The 18,498-nt window shown below is 21.6% G+C and carries 17 protein-coding genes and 1 tRNA gene; 9 read left to right on the forward strand and 9 right to left on the reverse strand.

Going from position 1 to position 18,498, the window contains the following annotated elements; all coding sequences use genetic code 11:
• Window positions 1-4: 4 nt before the first annotated feature.
• A complete protein-coding gene (rpoN, locus tag H0H58_RS02340) occupies window positions 5-1,471 on the forward strand; it encodes an RNA polymerase factor sigma-54 (RefSeq protein ID WP_185864949.1) in 1,467 nt (488 codons plus the stop codon).
• Here rpoN and H0H58_RS02345 read toward each other — a convergent pair whose 3' ends face one another.
• The 6 genes from H0H58_RS02345 to H0H58_RS02370 are packed head-to-tail and all read right to left on the reverse strand — an operon-like array spanning window position 1,472 to window position 8,204.
• Complete coding sequence (locus H0H58_RS02345) at window positions 1,472-2,842, reverse strand: aldehyde dehydrogenase family protein (RefSeq protein WP_185864950.1); 1,371 nt, start codon at window positions 2,840-2,842, stop codon at window positions 1,472-1,474.
• Window positions 2,843-2,845: 3 nt separating this feature from the next.
• A complete protein-coding gene (locus H0H58_RS02350) occupies window positions 2,846-3,283 on the reverse strand; it encodes a SufE family protein (protein ID WP_185864951.1) in 438 nt (145 codons plus the stop codon).
• A gap of 8 nt (window positions 3,284-3,291) precedes the next feature.
• On the reverse strand, window positions 3,292-5,595 hold the full coding sequence (gene metE, locus H0H58_RS02355) for a 5-methyltetrahydropteroyltriglutamate--homocysteine S-methyltransferase (protein WP_185864952.1): 2,304 nt from the start codon (window positions 5,593-5,595) through the stop codon (window positions 3,292-3,294).
• 6 nt (window positions 5,596-5,601) lie between these two features.
• Complete coding sequence (locus H0H58_RS02360) at window positions 5,602-6,837, reverse strand: putative sugar nucleotidyl transferase (protein WP_238785132.1); 1,236 nt, start codon at window positions 6,835-6,837, stop codon at window positions 5,602-5,604.
• Window positions 6,837-7,106 (reverse strand): type B 50S ribosomal protein L31, encoded by a 270-nt coding sequence (locus tag H0H58_RS02365; RefSeq protein ID WP_185864953.1) that lies wholly within the window; start codon window positions 7,104-7,106, stop codon window positions 6,837-6,839. The genes H0H58_RS02360 and H0H58_RS02365 overlap by 1 nt, the downstream gene beginning before the upstream one ends.
• A 3-nt stretch (window positions 7,107-7,109) precedes the next feature.
• Window positions 7,110-8,204, reverse strand: a complete 1,095-nt coding sequence (locus H0H58_RS02370; RefSeq protein WP_185864954.1) for a 3-oxoacyl-ACP synthase III family protein — start codon at window positions 8,202-8,204, stop codon at window positions 7,110-7,112.
• 58 nt (window positions 8,205-8,262) lie between these two features.
• Between H0H58_RS02370 and ubiE the strand changes: the two genes are divergently transcribed.
• From ubiE to H0H58_RS02395, 5 genes are all read left to right on the forward strand, one after another.
• A complete protein-coding gene (ubiE, locus tag H0H58_RS02375; protein WP_185864955.1) occupies window positions 8,263-9,015 on the forward strand; it encodes a bifunctional demethylmenaquinone methyltransferase/2-methoxy-6-polyprenyl-1,4-benzoquinol methylase UbiE in 753 nt (250 codons plus the stop codon).
• A gap of 21 nt (window positions 9,016-9,036) precedes the next feature.
• Window positions 9,037-10,557 (forward strand): GH3 auxin-responsive promoter family protein, encoded by a 1,521-nt coding sequence (locus tag H0H58_RS02380; protein ID WP_185864956.1) that lies wholly within the window; start codon window positions 9,037-9,039, stop codon window positions 10,555-10,557.
• A gap of 8 nt (window positions 10,558-10,565) precedes the next feature.
• Entirely contained in the window at window positions 10,566-10,835 is a 270-nt protein-coding gene (rpsO, locus tag H0H58_RS02385; protein ID WP_185865293.1) for a 30S ribosomal protein S15, read from the forward strand.
• 27 nt (window positions 10,836-10,862) lie between these two features.
• The gene (locus tag H0H58_RS02390; RefSeq protein WP_185864957.1) at window positions 10,863-12,995 is read left to right on the forward strand and encodes a polyribonucleotide nucleotidyltransferase; all 2,133 of its coding nucleotides are present in this window, start codon (window positions 10,863-10,865) and stop codon (window positions 12,993-12,995) included.
• 100 nt (window positions 12,996-13,095) lie between these two features.
• Complete coding sequence (locus H0H58_RS02395) at window positions 13,096-13,959, forward strand: sigma-70 family RNA polymerase sigma factor (RefSeq protein ID WP_185864958.1); 864 nt, start codon at window positions 13,096-13,098, stop codon at window positions 13,957-13,959.
• 31 nt (window positions 13,960-13,990) lie between these two features.
• Here the strand turns inward: H0H58_RS02395 and H0H58_RS02400 are convergent.
• The 3 genes from H0H58_RS02400 to H0H58_RS02410 all read right to left on the reverse strand — a co-directional run bounded on the left by H0H58_RS02400 (window position 13,991) and on the right by H0H58_RS02410 (window position 15,399).
• Window positions 13,991-14,064: transfer RNA gene (locus tag H0H58_RS02400), tRNA-Arg, on the reverse strand.
• 54 nt (window positions 14,065-14,118) lie between these two features.
• Window positions 14,119-14,877, reverse strand: a complete 759-nt coding sequence (tpiA, locus tag H0H58_RS02405; protein ID WP_185864959.1) for a triose-phosphate isomerase — start codon at window positions 14,875-14,877, stop codon at window positions 14,119-14,121.
• 15 nt (window positions 14,878-14,892) lie between these two features.
• Window positions 14,893-15,399: a DUF1599 domain-containing protein gene (locus H0H58_RS02410; RefSeq protein ID WP_185864960.1), complete on the reverse strand. Its 507-nt coding sequence runs from the start codon at window positions 15,397-15,399 to the stop codon at window positions 14,893-14,895.
• Window positions 15,400-15,444: 45 nt separating this feature from the next.
• Here H0H58_RS02410 and folP point away from each other — a divergent pair, with 45 nt between their 5' ends.
• From folP to H0H58_RS02425, 3 genes are read left to right on the forward strand one after another with little or no spacing between them, the layout of a single operon-like run.
• Window positions 15,445-16,281: a dihydropteroate synthase gene (gene folP, locus H0H58_RS02415; protein ID WP_185864961.1), complete on the forward strand. Its 837-nt coding sequence runs from the start codon at window positions 15,445-15,447 to the stop codon at window positions 16,279-16,281.
• A 41-nt stretch (window positions 16,282-16,322) separates the two neighbouring features.
• Window positions 16,323-17,117 carry a diadenylate cyclase CdaA gene (gene cdaA / locus H0H58_RS02420; RefSeq protein ID WP_238785134.1) on the forward strand — a complete coding sequence of 265 codons (795 nt, stop codon included), beginning with the start codon at window positions 16,323-16,325 and terminating at the stop codon, window positions 17,115-17,117.
• Window positions 17,114-18,445, forward strand: coding sequence for a UDP-N-acetylmuramoyl-tripeptide--D-alanyl-D-alanine ligase (locus H0H58_RS02425; protein ID WP_185864962.1), 1,332 nt, complete (start codon window positions 17,114-17,116; stop codon window positions 18,443-18,445). The genes cdaA and H0H58_RS02425 overlap by 4 nt, the downstream gene beginning before the upstream one ends.
• Window positions 18,446-18,498: the final 53 nt, after the last annotated feature.

Genomic DNA, 18,498 nt, shown 5'->3' on the forward strand with positions numbered 1-18,498 from the left:
TAAAATGTTAAAACAACAATTATCACAAAAAGAACAACATAATTTATCCCCTCAGCAGATAAAACTTATGAAGTTAATTCAATTATCTGTTATAGATTTTGAAAAAAAAGTTAGACAAGAACTAGATGATAATCCTGCATTAGAATCAGAATTATATTCTAATTGTTTATCTGAGAAAGATGAAAAATTTTATGAAAACGAAAATTATATAGAAACAGAAGATGAAAAAAATTGTAATCTATCAGAAGATATCGATGATTATTTAAATGAATATAAATCAAAAGAAAATTATAATGCATTTAATAAAATTAATGAAAAATTTAATAATAAAAATATCCCTATTATTTTTAAACATTCTTTTCAAGAATTTTTAAAAAATCAATTGCATACTTCTTTTTTTTTAAATAAAAAAGATTTGTTGATAGCTGATTTTATATTAGGAAATATAGATAATAATGGATATTTAAGAAGAAAAATAGAATCTATAGAAAGAGATTTATTTTTGATTTTTGGAATCAAGGTCACTAAAGACAAAATAAAAAAATTACTTATAAAGTATATACAAAAATTAGAACCTATTGGTATAGGAGCTAGAAATTTACAGGAATGTTTATTAATTCAATTAAATAAAAAAAATAAAAATAAAAAAATAATTTTTGCAAAAAAAATAATTCAAAATTGTTTTGAATTATTTATAAAAAAACATTATAAAAAAATCCAAAAAAAATTTAATATAAATAAAAATCTACTTAAAGAAATATTATCTCAAATCAATAAATTAAATCCAAAACCTGGATTAATTTATTCTGAAAATTCTACTACAGAATTAGATTATATTATTCCAGATTTCACCATATCCATTTTAGACGAAAAATTAAAATTAACATTAAATCAAAGAAATATTCCAGAATTAAAAATATCATCTATATATTTAAAAATGTTTAAACATTATAAATATGTTAAAAATGATGAAAAAACTTTAATTTTTATTAAAAAAAAAATTAATTCTGCAAAATGGTTTATAGATGCTGTAAAACAACGTGAAAATACTCTTATGTTAACAATGAATGCAATCATAAATTATCAAAAAGAATATTTTTTAACTGGAGATCAATCAAAAATTAAACCAATGATTTTAAAAAATATTTCTCAAAAAATTGGATTAGGAATATCTACAATATCACGTGTAGCTAATAGTAAATACATTGATACACCATATGGTATTTTTTTAATAAAAAATTTTTTTTCTGAAAAAATGATAAATAAAGAAGGAAAATACATTTCTTCTATTGAAATTAAAGAATTCTTGGGAGAATTAATTTATAATGAAAATAAAGAAAAACCATTTACAGATGAAGAATTATCTGGAATACTTAAAAAAAAAGGATATATTGTTGCTAGAAGAACCATTGCAAAATATAGAAATCAAATGGAAATACCAGTAGCAAGAATGAGAAAAATGATTAAGTAATTAATTTTTTATTACCATAGTTTTCCAATTAGAAAATTCTTTAATAGAGTAAATAGATAATTCTCTTCCATATCCAGATTTTTTTATTCCTCCAAATGGAATTCTAGGATCTGATTTTACTATTTGATTAATAAAAATCATACCTGTATCTATATCCTTAGATAAGGATTTAGCTTTATTTATATCACTTGTCCAAATAGATGCTCCTAATCCATATATGGTTTTATTTACAATGGAAGATATTTCTTCTTCTTTTGAAAAGGGAATGATAGTTGCAATAGGACCAAATATTTCTTCTTGATTATACATTATATCTTTTTTATTTATTCTTAATAAAGAAGGAGAAAAATAATTACCATCTTTAATTGTTTTTAAACATATTTTTCCTCCATTACATATAATATTTTTATATTGTTTATATAATTTATCCGATAAATCAGATCTAGAAATATAACCAATTTTTGTTGATTCATCATATAAATCACCTCTTATAAAAGTATTCATTTCATTTATAACTAAATCAATAAAATCATCAATTATTGAAACATCTATAATAAATCTTTTTGCCGAAATACAAGTTTGTCCTGTATTATCTAATCTAGATTCTGTAGCAATTTTTGCAATTTTTTTAATATTTTTAACATCTTTTAATACAATAAAAGCATCATTTCCTCCTAATTCTAGGATAGATTTTTTTATATATTTTCCAGATAATGATCCTATAGATTTTCCTGATAATGTACTTCCGGTAAAAGATATACCCTGTACTATATCATTAGATATTACATATTCTACATCATTCGTTTTAATTAATAATATTTGAAAAATTCCTATTGGAAATCCAGATTTTATAAAAATTTCTTCTAAAACAATAGAAGATCCTGCAGTATTCAAAGCTGGCTTTATCAAAACTACATTACCTAATATTAAATTAGGAATAGAAGATCTAATTATTTGCCAAATTGGATAATTCCATGGTGTGATCCCTAATATTGTTCCTATTGGTTCAAATGCAATAAAACAATATTTATTTTCATTTTTTTTTTCAAAAATATTAATATTTTGAATTAAAAATTCTTCTTTAAGATTACAATAATAATTACACAAATCTAAACTTTTGTTTATCTCTAATTTAGATTGTAATATGGGTTTTCCCATTTCTCTAGTAATTAATGATGATAGAGTATTTGAATATTTTCTTATATAAGTATATAATTTTTTTATATACATAATTCTTTCTTGGAAAGATAATTTTTTCCATTCGATATATGCTTTTAATGATTTATATAATTTAATATCAATTTCTTTTTTAGAAAAAAATCTATATTTTTCTATAATTTTATTATCTACTGGATTGATAGTATGAAACATAAATTATTTCTCTATTCTTAAATAATTATTATAATGATTAGCAAATAATTTTATTTTTTCTAATAATAATATTAAACCATTCGCTCTAATTGGAGATAAAAAATCTATTAGTCCTATATCGTAAATTATTTTATTATCAGACATTATAATTTCATTAGGATATACACCTGAATATAAATTAGCCATTAACGCTGCCATTCCTTTAGGAATAATAGCATCACTATCCACCTCAAAAAATATACGATTTTTTTCTAATTTAGCATCAATCCATATTCTAGATTGACATCCATCAATTAATCGATCATTAGATCTAAATTTTTTTGATTTTTTCTCTATCTCTTCTCCCAAAGAGATTAAATATTGATATTTATCTTCCCAATTATAAAGAGATTTGAATTCATCTTTTATTATTTTTTCTTTTTCTTTTAATAATAAATTCATAAAATTATTTAATCAGATAATTTTATTCTTGCTAATTTTGCAGCTTCTGTCATATTTTTTATAGATTTAAAAACTTCTTTCCATTTTCTAGTTTTTAATCCACAATCAGGATTAATCCAAATATTTCTTATAGGTAATAAATTAGAAGATTCTTGAATTAATTTAAAAATTTCCTCTTTAGTGGGGATTCTAGGTGAATGAATATCGTAAACCCCTGGTCCTATTTCATTGGGATAAGAAAAATTAGAAAAAATCTTTAAAAGATCCATATTTGATCTAGAATTTTCTATAGTGATTACATCAGCATCTAACTCAGATATTTCTTCAATTATATCATTAAATTCACTATAACACATATGTGTATGGATTTGTGTATCATCCTTAACACCGCTTGAAGCAATACGAAATGCATTAATTGACCAATTAAAATAATAATTCCAATTTTTCTTTTTTAAAGGCAACCCTTCTCTCAAAGCTGGTTCATCTATTTGAATTATTTTTATTCCTGATCTTTCCAAAGATAAAACTTCATCTCTTATTGCCCATGCTATTTGATAAGCAGTTTTAAAAATAGGTTGATCATCTCTTACAAAAGACCATTTTAATATAGTTACTGGACCAGTTAACATCCCTTTTACAAATTTATTTGTTTTAGATTGTGCATAACAAATCCAATTTGTTGTCATATCATCAGTCCGACTAACATCTCCATAAATAATTGGAGGTTTTACACATCTACTACCATAACTTTGTACCCAACCATGTTTAGTTGAAAGTATTCCATTTAACTTATCAGAAAAAAATTCTACCATATCATTTCTTTCAAATTCTCCATGAACTAAAACATCTAAATTAAGATCTTCTTGTTTTTTTATAACATATGAAATAAGTTTTTTAATTTCTTTTTCGTATCTATTTTTAGATAATTCTTTTTTTTTAAATTTATTTCTTAAAGATCTTAACTCTTTTGTTTGGGGAAAAGAACCGATAGTTGTTGTTGGAAATAAAGGAAGATTAAATCTTTTTTGCTGTTTTTTTTGTCGTATGCTAAAGCTACTTTTTCTTTTTATATCTTTTTCTTGAAAATCAGAATATTCATTTTTAACTTTTTTATTATGAATAATATTTGATTGATCTAACTTATCCACTAAATAAGAATTTTTTAATAAAATAGATCTTTCTCCTTTTATGATTTTTTCTAAATCACTTAATTCGTCAATCTTCTGTTTAGCAAATGACATTTTATTTTTAATATCTATATGAATAGATTTTTCTTTATCTAAATCAATTGGAACATGTAATAAAGAACAATTTGGAGAAATCATTAATCTATCCATTCCTATTGAATTTATGACTTTTTTTATATTTCTAATCGAATTAGAATATCTATTTTTCCATATATTTCTTCCATCAACAATACCTAAAGACAGTATAGTTTCTGATTTTTTAATCAAAGATAAAATTTCATCCAGTTGATTAGGATCTTCTATTAAATCTATATGTATTGCATGAATACGATCAATAATATTTTTTAAAATAGATATATTGTCTAATAATCCACCAAAATAAGTAGTTAATAATATTTTTATATCTAAATTAGAAAATACATCATAAATTTTTTCATAAGAATATTTAAAAGATTTTTTTTCAAGATCTGACAAATCCAATGATAATATTGGTTCATCTAATTGAATCCATTTTATTCCTGTTTTTACTAATTTCTTAATAAGATCTATGTAAAAAAATGTTATCTTATCAATTAAATCCATTTTATGAAACGATTCATCTTTTTCTTTTCCTAAATAAAGATAAGTTACAGGACCTATTAAAACTGGTTTAATTTTATCTGATGAATTTAAAATATTATTTAATTCATCTATTTCACTAAAAATTTTATTTGAATTTATAAAAAATTTCTGATCTTTAGTAAATTCAGGAACTATATAATGATAATTGGTATTAAACCACTTAGTCATCTCCATAGCTTTAATATCCCATTCATTATCTTGATATCCTCTAGCCATTGAAAAATATAAATCGATAAAATTATTAAATTTAGGATCTAAATATATTTTAGGAATTACACCCATCAAAAAAGATAAATCTAAAACATGATCATAAAAACTAAAATCATTACATGTAATTAAATCTAAACCGGAATTTATCTGAAAATTCCAATTTTGAAATCTTATTTTTCTACCTATTTCGAATAATTGATTACAATCAATATTATTTGACCAATATAATTCACTAGCTTTTTTTAACTCCCTATTTATTCCTATACGAGGAAATCCCAAATTATGTTTCCACATCATTATTCACCAATTTTTTGATATTTTATTATACGAAGAATTATATAAATATTCTAATATTTCTTTATCTAAAATAGAAAATTTTTTATTCCTCCTTTTCATAACAATCTCAGCAGTTTCACATAATTTTTTAAATAAAATTTTTTTATTAATTTGTATTCCCCCCAAAGAAAAAGAAGGAATGTATCTAGGTGGAAATCCATATCCAAATATGTTTGTTCCAACTCCTATTATAGTAGCAGTATTAAATTGAGTATTAATAGATGATTTAGAATGATCTCCCATTATTATCCCAAAAAATTGTACATTTGTAGATATAAATTTTTCTTCTTTATAATTCCAAACTGTTACTTTGCAATAATCATTTCTTAAATTTGATATATTTGTTCCAGCTCCTAAATTACACCATTCTCCTACAATAGAATCTCCTATAAATCCATCATGAACTTTATTAGAATAAGAAAAAAATATAGAATTTTTTATTTCTCCTCCTATCTTACAAAATGGACTTATTGTAGTTCCCCCATATATTTTAGTTCCTATTTTAATAATAGATTTTTTTCCAATATAAACTGGTCCTTTTATTACAGTTCCTTCCATAAGATCTACTTGTTTTTCAATATAAATAGGACCGGAATTAGCATCTAATACAACTTTATTAGTCTTTATATCATCTTCTAAAAAGATATTTTTTTTATTTAAAATTAAATTATCTCCCAATAAAGAATAAGATTTTTTCCATTTTGTTAATAGAAAATAATCCTCATTTAGAATGAATGAATTTTTTATAAAAAAATCCCATATATTTTTAATATAAATGATTTCTTTTATTTCGTGGATCTTTTTAAAATTATTTCCAATTTTTGAAAAAAAATTACTCTTTTTATAATCCCCATAAGAAATTATTTTTTTTTTTATAGCTATAATCTTTTTCTTAAATGAAATTGCTTCATTATCATTAATAGAAAAAATTTTATCAATTAATTCTATATTAGGAATATAAGAGGAATTAACTAATAAAATATTTGAAAAAAAATTATTATCTAAATCTAGATTTAATAAAGAAAATTTTTTTTGAAGAAATGGAATAGTAAAAATTTCATTTATTTTTTGACCTAAAAATTTTTCCCATCGTTCTTTTATAGTAAGAATTCCAAAACGAATTTCTGATATTGGTCTAGTAAAAGTTAATGGTAATAAATTTTTCCATATGACTACATCATCATATAATATAAAATTCATTATTTCTTATCTATTTTTTTTATGTTATATTTTTCGTATTTCTTCTTAAATTTTTCAGCAGGTCCAGTTTTTCCTAGAAATCTTTTTTCTCCTGTGAAAAATGGATGAGAATAACTAGATATTTCCATTTTATATAAAGGATAAATTCTATCTCCTATTTTTATGGATTCTTTTGTTCTTACAGTTGATCTACTAATAAAAATTTTTTCGTTATTAATATCTTTAAAAACAACAATTCTATAATCTTTTGGATGTATTTTTTTCTTCATAAATTAATTTTTTTTTGGAAAACGATAAATTATTCCATTAATATTCATACTCGCACCTAACGCACCCATTAATATAATATCTCCAGGATAAATTTTATGAGGGAACAATTTATTCTTTAAAATCAAATCTAACAAAGTAGGTATAGTAGCTACAGAAGAATTTCCTAACTTTTGTACAGTCATAGGAAGAATTTTTTTTAAGAAATTACTATCTGAATAATTATATAATTTTAGTAATCTTTTAATTATTGCATAATCCATTTTAGCATTAGCTTGATGAATGAGTATTTTTTTTATATCTTTTAAATGTAAATTTGTTTGATCAATAATATTTTTTAACATAATAGGAACTTCTTTTAATGCATATTCATAAATTTTTCTTCCATTCATCCTAATATTTATTAAAGATTTAGTGTATTTAGAATTTAAGGAATGTCCATTGGATAAATAATATAATTCATTAGTATTATCACATTGACTATCATAATTAATTATTCCAAATTGTTCTTTTTCATTAAAATCAATAGCTGATAAGATAACTGCACCAGCACCATCAGAAAATATCATTGAATTTTTATCGTATGGATCAACAACATTGGATAATGTTTCTGATCCAGTAATTAATATATTTTTAGCATATTTAGAACGTAAAAGTTGATCTGCTAATATCATACCTTCTATCCATCCGGTACAACCAAAAATCATATCATATGGCCGGCATTTTTTATTTTTTATTTGAAGTTTATTTTTAACTTTAGCTGCCACTGAAGGAACAAAATTAGATTGATAAGTAATTGGATTCACATCACCATAATTATGAGCAGATATAATATAATCTATTTTTTCTTTATAAATTTTAGAAGATAATAATGCTTTTTTTGCCGCAATTCCTGCAATATCAGAATTAAAAATAGATTTTTCTACATATCTTCTCTCTTCTATTTCTGTAATAGATTTAAATTTTTCAATGATATTTTCATTAGAATTTTTAATTTTTAATCCATATTCATTGTAAAATTCATAATTTAAAAAATGCTCATTTTTTATAATTTTTTTTGGTAAATAATGACCAGTGCCTACAATGATTGATCGAATCATTTCATTTCCATAATACTATTATTATTAATATAATGAAAAAAATATAAACTAATAAATTATGAAAAAAAGTTTAAAAGAAAAATTAATAAAAAATATGTTTGATCATATATCTATAAAATATGATTTTATTAATCGTATTTTATCATTAGGAATGGATATAATATGGAGAAAAAAATTGGTTTATTTATTAAATAATTTTCATAAAAAAAAAAATTTTCTAAATATATTAGACTTAGCAACTGGAACTGGAGATTTAACATTTTTATTATCAAAAATATTCACTAACTCTTATATTATTGGATTAGATCCATCTAATAAAATGTTAGAAATAGCAAAAAATAAATTAAATAATTCTAAAAATATTTTAATAAAAAAAAGAATACAATTTATTACAGGTTATTCTCAGAATATACCATTTAAGAATAAAAATTTTGATATTGTAACTATTTCATTTGGAATAAGAAATTTTCAATTTCTTCATTTATCTTTAAATGAAATATATAGAATTTTAAAAAATAATGGAACTTTAGCAATTTTAGAATTTTCTATTCCATCTAATTTTTTAATCAGAAAAATTTATTATTTTTATAATAATTTGTTTATGAGTAATATAGGAGGATTTTTATCAAAAAATTATTCTGCTTTTAATTATTTAAAAGAATCTATTAAACATTTTAATTATTCTGGGGAAAAAATGAAAAAATTATTAACATATCATAATTTTAATTATGTACATATGGAAAAATTATCATTAGAAATTGCTTCAATATATCTTTCAAAAAAAATAACAAATAATAATTATTCAAGATAAACAGAATAAAATAATAAATATATGATAAAATATATATCTGAATTTGTAACCTGTTATTTTCTAAAAAAAAGAATAAAAAATATAAAAATATTTATGCATAATCCTGTAGATGTACAAAATAATTTGATGAATCAATTAATTATGTCTGCTAAAAACACCGAATTTGGTAAAAAATATGGATTTAATGATATAAAAAAATATAAAAATTTTGTTGAAAGAATACCTATATGTAAATATTCTGACTTAGAATCAACAATTAATAGAATTAGAAAAGGGGAAAAAAATATATTATGGCCTGGTACAGTAAAATGGTTTGCAAGATCATCCGGAACTACTAACACAAAAAGTAAGTATATACCAATTACTGAAGAATCTATAAATAAAGGTCATTATAAAGCTGGAAAAGATATGTTATCTATTTATATTAATAATCATCCCAAAACTAAAATTTTTTTGGGAAAAGCTATTCGTTTAGGAGGAAGTTATAAATTACATGAAAAATATAATACTTTTTATGGAGATTTATCTTCTATTTTAATAAAAAAAATGCCTTTTTGGATAGAAAAAATTTGTATTCCTGGAAAAAAAATTTCATTAATGAGTCAATGGGAGGAAAAAATAAATAAAATAATAAAAGAAGCTAAAAATAAAGATATTAGAATTTTATCAGGAGTTTGTTCCTGGTTATTAATTTTTTTATTTAAAGTGTTAAAAACATTTGATAAAAAAAATATTGATGAAATATGGCCAAATGTAGAAGTAATATTTCATGGAGGTATGAATATAGATCCTTATTATCCTCAGTATAAAAAATTATTAAATAATCGTTCTATTAATTATTATAATGTATATAGTTCTTCAGAAGGTTTTTTTGCTATTCAGGATCGAAGTAAAATTAAAGATCTTTTATTATTATTAGATCATGGAATATTTTATGAATTTATTCCTATAGAAGATATAAATAAAAGTAATCCGAAAATTTTTTCTATTAGTGAAGTAAAATTAAATAAAATTTATGCTATGGTTATTTCTACGAATTCAGGTTTATGGAGATATATAGTAGGAGATACTATTAGATTTACTAGTTTATCTCCATATAGGATTTTAATTTCAGGAAGAACTACTAGTTATATTAATTGTTTTGGAGAAGAATTAATTATGGAAAATACTGACAAAGCATTAAATTATGCTTGTATTAAAACGAATTCAATGGTTAATGAATATACTGCAGGCCCAATTTATATGAATGATAAAAATTCAGGAGCTCATGAATGGATTATAGAATTTAAAAAACATCCAGAAAATTTATCTAGATTTATAAAAATATTAGATAAAGAATTGCAAAAATTAAATTCTGATTATGAATCAAAACGATATAAAAATATTATTTTGCGTCCTCCTATAGTAAAAATAGCTAGAAATGGACTGTTTTATGATTGGTTAAAAAAAAATAAAAAATTAGGAGGACAAAATAAAGTTCCTCGTTTATCTAACGATAGAAAATATATTAATTCTATAATGAAAATGAATAAATTATCATGAAAACTATAATGACAATAACATCAGAAAAAAAGAAAGAAATATTTAAAAATTATGGAAAATCTGTTCTTGATACAGGTTCTCCTCAAGCACAGATAGCTTTATTTACTTATCGTATTAATCATTTAAATAATCATTTAGAAAGAAACAAAAAAGATTTTAATACGGAAAGATCTTTAATAAAATTAGTAGGAAAAAGAAAAAAATTACTAAAATATATTGAAAAAAATGATATAAATAATTATAAAAATATTATAAAACATTTAGGATTGAGAAAGTAAAATATTTCATACCTAAATTATTAATTTATGTCAAATATTATAAAAGAATATATCCCCCTAATAGATGGTAGAAAAATAACAATAGAAACTGGTTTTCTAGCAAAACAAGCCGATGGATCCGCTATAGTTCGTATTAATGATACAATGTTATTAGCCACTGTAGTAATTTCAGAAGAAATAAAAAATGAAAATAATTTTTTTCTACTAACAGTAGATTATAGAGAAAAATATTATGCAGGAGGAAAAATTCCTGGAGGATTTATAAAAAGAGAAGGAAGACCATCTAATGAAGAAATTTTAACTATGAGGTTAGTAGATCGTGTATTAAGACCAATGTTTCCAGATTCTTTTAATAAAGAAATACAAATTATGATTTCTTTATTATCATATGATAATACTGTTTTACCAGATGGATTAGCAGGACTAGCAGCTTCAACTGCTTTATCTATATCAAGAGTTCCATTTAATGGTCCTATATCTGAAGTTCGTATCATTCGATCTAAAAAAAAATTTTTAGTAAATCCTAGTTTAAATCAATTAGAAGATGCAGATATTGATTTAATTGTTGGTGCTTCTGATAAATCTATAATAATGATAGAAGGTGAAATGAAAGAGATAAAAGAAAAAGAATTTATGGAAATTATTATAGAAGCTCATAAAGCAATAAAACCTCAAATTGATGCACAAAAAAGATTAATAGAAAAAATTAATAAAATAAAAAAAATTAATCCATTAAAATTTAATCAAAAAGAAAGTAGTAAAATAAAAAAATTACAAAAAAAAATTTTTTATTTTTTCTATAAAAAACTAAAAAAATCTTATCAAAAATTTTTAGATAAAAAAAATAGATCCAATGAAGAAAAATTATTAATGAATAAATTTAAAAAAACTTTTTTTTCAAAAAATGAAATGGAAGATAAAGAATTTTTAATTAATTATCTTTATGGAAAAATAAAGAAAAAAATATTTAGATCTTTATTAATAGAAAAAGGAATTAGATTAGATAGAAGAAATAATAAACAAATTCGTTCGATATCAAGTTTTGTAAATTATTTACCAGGAGTTCATGGATCGGCTCTATTTTCAAGAGGTGAAACTCAATCCTTAACAACCGTAACATTAGGATCATCATTAGATGCAAATAGAATTGATAATATAATTATGGAGGATCATGAAAAATTTTATTTACATTATAATTTTCCTCCTTTTTCTACAGGAGAAATAAAACCTATAAGGGGAGTTACTAGAAGAGAAATTGGTCATGGAAATTTAGCTCAAAGAGCTTTAAAAAATATTATTCCAAATACTCCATATACTATTCGAGTAGTATCAGATATTTTAGAATCTAATGGATCATCTTCTATGGCTACAGTATGTGCTGCTAGTCTAGCATTAATGGATGCAGGTATTCCTATAGAAAATCCTGTTTCAGGTATTTCCATGGGTTTAATTATGGAAAAAAATAAAAAAATTATTTTATCAGATATTTTAGGAGAAGAAGATTATTTCGGAGATGTAGATTTTAAAATAACTGGAACTAAAAATGGAATAACAGCATGTCAAATGGACGTAAAAAATACTAATGCAATCACATATGATGTATTAAACGATATTTTAATTCAAGCATTAGAAGGAAGATTATTGATTTTGAATAAAATGTTAAATACTATTCCTAGATATAGAAGTAAAATGAAACCTAAAGCACCAAAAATATATACTTTTAATATCCCAAAAAATTTTATTGGATTGGTAATTGGACCAGGTGGAAAAACTATACAAGAAATACAATCTAGTACTAATACAAATATTGTAATTGAAGAAAAAGAAAATTTAGGACATATAGAGATTTTAGGAAAAAATGAAGAAAATTTGCAAAAAGCCATAGATAAAATAAAAAAAATTGCTTTTTTTCCTAAAATAGGAGAAATTTATAAAGCAAAAGTCAAATCTATAAAAAATTTTGGGGCTTTTTTAGAAATTTCTAAAGGTGTAGAAGGCTTATTACATATTTCTGAAATCGATTGGAAAAAAATAAATAACATAGAAGATGAATTACATGTAGGGGATTTTATTAATGTAAAAATTCTAGGAATTGATGAAAAAAATAGAAAAATTAAATTATCTAGAAAAGTTATTATCCCTAGACCTAAAAAAAAATAAATAATTAAAGTATTAAAATAATAAAATTATTGTTATATATATATAATATAAAAAAAATATTATATATATATAATAAAAAATAAATTAAAATTAAATAATTATGAGACAATTAAAAATTACTAAACAAGTAACTAATAGAGAATCTGAATCATTGGATAAATATCTTCATGAGATTGGAAAAATTCCATTATTAACTCCTGAAGAAGAAGTAGAATATGCTCGAAAAGCTAGAAGTGGTGAAAGTTCAGCAACTAATAAATTAGTTAATGCAAATTTAAGATTTGTTGTATCTGTAGCAAAACAATATCAAAATCAAGGATTAAGTTTATGTGATTTAATCAACGAAGGCAATTTAGGTTTAATCAAAGGAATATTACGTTTTGATGAAACAAGAGGTTTTAAATGTATTTCATATGTAGTTTGGTGGATTAGACAAGCTATATTACAAGCAATAGCCGAACAATCACGTTCTATAAGACAACCTACTAATAAACTAGCATTATTAAACAAAATATTAAAAACATTAGCTCAATTAGAACAAGAATTGCATCGTACACCGTCTATCAGAGAAATAGCTGAGTTTTTAAATATGAATGAAAAAGATGTAGAAGATTCTATAAAAAATTCTGGTAGACATATTTCCATGGATGCTCCATTAATAGAAGGTGAAGATTCAAATCTATATGATTTAGTAAGATCAGATGAATCACCTAAGCCAGATGAAACTCTAGAAAAAGAATCATTAAAAAAGGATATAAAAAGAATACTAAAAACTTTAAGTGATAGAGAACGTCGTGTGATAATTCTCCACTTTGGATTAAATGGGACTCCACCAATGACTTTAGAAGAAGTTGGAAAATTTTGTGACTTAACTAGAGAACGTGTAAGACAAATAGAAAGCATAGCTTTGAAAAGGTTAAAACATTCTTCTAGAAGTAAAATATTAAAACCTTATTTAGGATAATTAAATTATATCCTGATTAATTAGGATAATAAGACCTCGAAGGGATTCGAACCCATAACCTTCTGATCCGTAATCAGATGCTCTATCCATTTAAGCTACGAGGCCAAAAAAATAATAATTAATATACTTAAATATAAATATAAAATATAATATTCACTTTTAAGATTGAACAATTTTTAAAAATTGTTCAATCTTAAGTGAAGAATTGCCTATTAGTCCACCATTTACATTTGGAATTGAAAAAATTGATTTTGCATTATTTAAATTAATACTTCCTCCATATATAATAGGAATTTTTTTTGAAAATGATTCTCCATATTTATTTGAAAATAAAGATCTTATAAATTGATGCATCATTTGAATATGATCAGAATTTGCACTTATTCCTGTTCCAATTGCCCATATTGGTTCGTAGGCTATATAAAAATATTGAACGTCATATAAAGAAAAATTAAAAATTGTTTTACTTAATTGATTTTTAATTGATATAAAATGTTTATTTTCATTTCTTTCATTATATGTTTCTCCTAAACAAAATATAATCTTTAATTTATTTTTTATTGCTATTTTAATTTTTTTTAATAAAATTTCATCATTTTCAAAAAAATTTATTCTTCTTTCACTATGTCCAATTATAACATATTCTATTCCCATAGATTTTAACATTGATGCTGAAACTTCTCCAGTATAGGGCCCCTTATCCATAAAAAAAATATTTTGAGCTGAAATTTTTATTGATGTTCCTTTAATTATTTGATTTGAAATATGTAAAAAAGGTAAAGAAGGTGCTATAATGATTTCTTTATTATAAATTATTTTTTTGTTAAAAGATAATTTTAAAAAATTTCTTAAAAAAGATGCAGTTTGATGTAAATCAAAGTTCATTTTCCAATTTGCAATTACAATTTTTCTCATCATTTTATTTTTATATGATTAAAATTTCTCTAAATTTTTATGAATATTATTATAATGAGATAGAATTTTAATTAAGATTTTAAAATAATTATTTTTTAATTGATTGTTATTAAAATTGTTTATTTTTTTTTTCATATAAAAAATTTCTTTTATAATATTTTCTATATTAAATTTTTTGTAAAAAACAATATTTTTTTTAGAATTAAATATTTTTTTTATTTTTTTATTATACAAATCAATAATTTTATCATTATTTGATATATTTTGTTCGTTTTTTAAATCTATTTTTATTAAAGCAATTATTAAATAATTGATGATATCTATATATGTATCTATAATACTTTCTTCTTTTACTGAATAATATCCTTTTGAGGAAATATTTTTTATACGAATAATTTTAATTAAAATTTGATCTATCATAGAATATTTATTTAAAGCTATCCATGATGATCCATAATTTTTTAACTTTTCTAAAAAAATTTTTTTACATTTTTTGAGAAATATTTCAATAGATAAAAAATGCATAATTTTTTTGAATTTATAATACAATAAAATAAAATATTTTAATTAATGATAATTAATTGCGCTGGAGAATTATTAAAATTTGATAAACCAAAAATTATGGGAATAGTTAATTTAACTCCTGATTCATTTTATGATGGTAATTTATTAAATTCTAAAAAAAAAATATTAAAACATATAGAAAATTTATTAAAAGATGGAGCCGATTTTATTGATATTGGAGGATGTTCGACAAGACCAGGTGCTAAATTAATAACAGAAGAAGAAGAGTTTAATAGAGTTATATCTCCTATTAAATATATTATTAAAACTTTTCCAAAAATTAAAATATCTATTGATACTTTTCGTAGTAAAATAGCAAAAGCTGCAATAGAAGAAGGTGCCGTGATAATTAATGATATTTCTGGAGGAGAATTAGATAAAAATATGTTTTCACTTTTAATAAAACTGAAAATCCCATATATTTTAAATCACATGGTAGGTATTCCAAATAACATGCAAAATAAAACATATTATAGCGATAATATAATTGTAGAAATTAATAATTTTTTTTCAAAAAAAATATTTTTTTTGAAAAAAAATGGAATTAATGATATTATACTAGATCCTGGATTTGGATTTTCAAAAACACTTAATCAAAATTTTCAATTATTAAAAAATTTAACTTTATTAGGATTTCAAGATCATTTAATATTAATAGGAATATCTAGAAAATCTATGATAAAAAAATTGCTAAATATTTCTCATAAAGATTCATTAAATGCAACTTCTATTATACATACAATAGCATTATTGAAAAATGGAGTAAAATTAATCAGAGTTCATGATGTTAAAGAAGCATTAGAATGCATTAAAATAACACAATATTATAAAGAAATTTTATAATTAAAATCATAATAGATAAAAATATATATAAGTTGCAAATTTTGTTTCAAAAAATTATATATATATTAAAAATATATTTTAGAGAAATTATCGATGTAACATTAGTATGTATTATACTATTTAAAATTTATAAACTGGTTTATAATACTATTACTATAAATATTTTTTATGGATTTATTATAACTTTCATTTTCTATAAAATAATAGAAATTTATAAAATTAAATTTATAAGTATGATAATTAATGCATTTTTTAAAGTGGGATTTTTAGCATTAATTATACTATTTCAACCAGAAATAAGAAAATTTTTATTAATAGTAGGTAGTAAATTATATTTACAAAAAATTATTCCTTTATTTTTTAAAAAATCAATAATATCTAATACAAAAACTAAAACAATAGATAGTATTGCAAAAGCATGTGCAATTTTTTCTATGAATAAAACAGGTGTTTTAATAGTTATTCAATTACATCAAGATATAAAAAATTTTATTAAAAATGGAGATCGAATGAATGCTAAAGTAAATTCTCCTATACTAGAAAGTATTTTTTATAAAAATAGTCCATTACATGACGGAGCAACTATTATATTAAAAAATATAATAATTAGAACAAGAGCTATACTTCCTGTTTCTTATAATAAATTCATTCCATATCAATTAGGACTTCGTCATAGAGCCGCAATTGGAATTACTGAAAAAACAGATGCTATATGTCTAGTTGTTTCTGAAGAAACTGGAAATATTTCTTATGTTAAAAATTCAAAAATAATCACAATTACTAATATTAACAACTTAAAGATAAAATTAGAAGAAGATTTAATATATAATTCATGACAATACAAGATATATATAAAATATATACCATTTCTTCTGGAATAGAAATAAATAGTAAAAAAGTAAAGAAAAAATCTATTTTTTTAGCTTTGAAAGGAGAAAATTTTGATGGAAATCAATTTGTAGCAGAAGCTATTAGAAATGGAGCTATATTAGTTATAATGGATAACAAAAAATATTTTTTTAAAAATAAAAAAATATTTTTTGTTAAAAATGCATTAATATTCCTACAAAAATTAGCAATCTATCATAGACATAAATGTATTAATATTCCAATTATTGCAATCGTAGGTAGCAATGGAAAAACTACCACTAAAGAACTTACTAAAAATATATTATCTAAAGAATACGATAATGTACATTATACTAAACATAATTTTAATAATCATATAGGTATACCATTAACTATATTATCTATGCCTAGATATACAAAAATATCTGTAATAGAAATAGGAGCTAGTCATGAAAAAGAAATAGAAAATATGTGTTCTATAATTAATCCTGATTACGGTTGTATTACTAATTTTGGAAAAGCACATTTAGAAGGATTTGGAGGATTTAATGGGGTTATACGTAGTAAATTAGAATTGTATAATTTTTTAAGAAAAAATAAAAAATTAGTATTTGTAAATGGAGATGATCCTATTCAATCATCTAATAGTAAAAAAATGAGAAGATTTATTTTTTCTGGAAATAAACAAAAAAAATCAGATGTAAATTTTCAATTTATCCATAATAATAATATTAAATCTATTTTATGCGTTAAAAATACTACAATAACTTCTTCACTTATAGGAGATTATAATATATATAATATAGCTTTATCTATAACTATAGGAATTTATTTTAAAATTTCTTTAAAGAAAATAAAAAAAGCAATAGAAGAATATATTCCAAATAATCATCGTTCTCAAATATTGAATAAAAAAAATGGAAAAATAATTATAGATTGTTATAATGCTAATCCTACCAGCATGATAAGATCATTAATTTTTTTTGATAAAAAAATTTATGGTTCTAAAATAGTTATATTAGGAGATATGTTGGAATTAGGACATTATTCTAATGAAGAACATGAAAAAATACTTATATTTTTAAATAAAAGTACTATAAATAAAGCATTTTTAATAGGAAAAAATTTCTATAAAACTAAAAATATAAATTCAAAAAAAATCAGTATAAAAAAATTTTTTAGTAAAGAAAAATTTATCTATTGGATAAAAAAAAATCCAATAGAAAAAATTGATTATCTTTTTATTAAAGGATCAAGAAAGATAGCTTTAGAAACTATTATTCCATCAATAAGTTTAATGATGGAATCAGATTAATATTTAATTTTGTAGATTTATTTCTTATCATTTAAATTTGTATTCATATAAAA

The organism is Blattabacterium cuenoti (genome assembly GCF_014251775.1).
In the GTDB taxonomy this organism is placed as follows: domain Bacteria; phylum Bacteroidota; class Bacteroidia; order Flavobacteriales; family Blattabacteriaceae; genus Blattabacterium; species Blattabacterium cuenoti_H.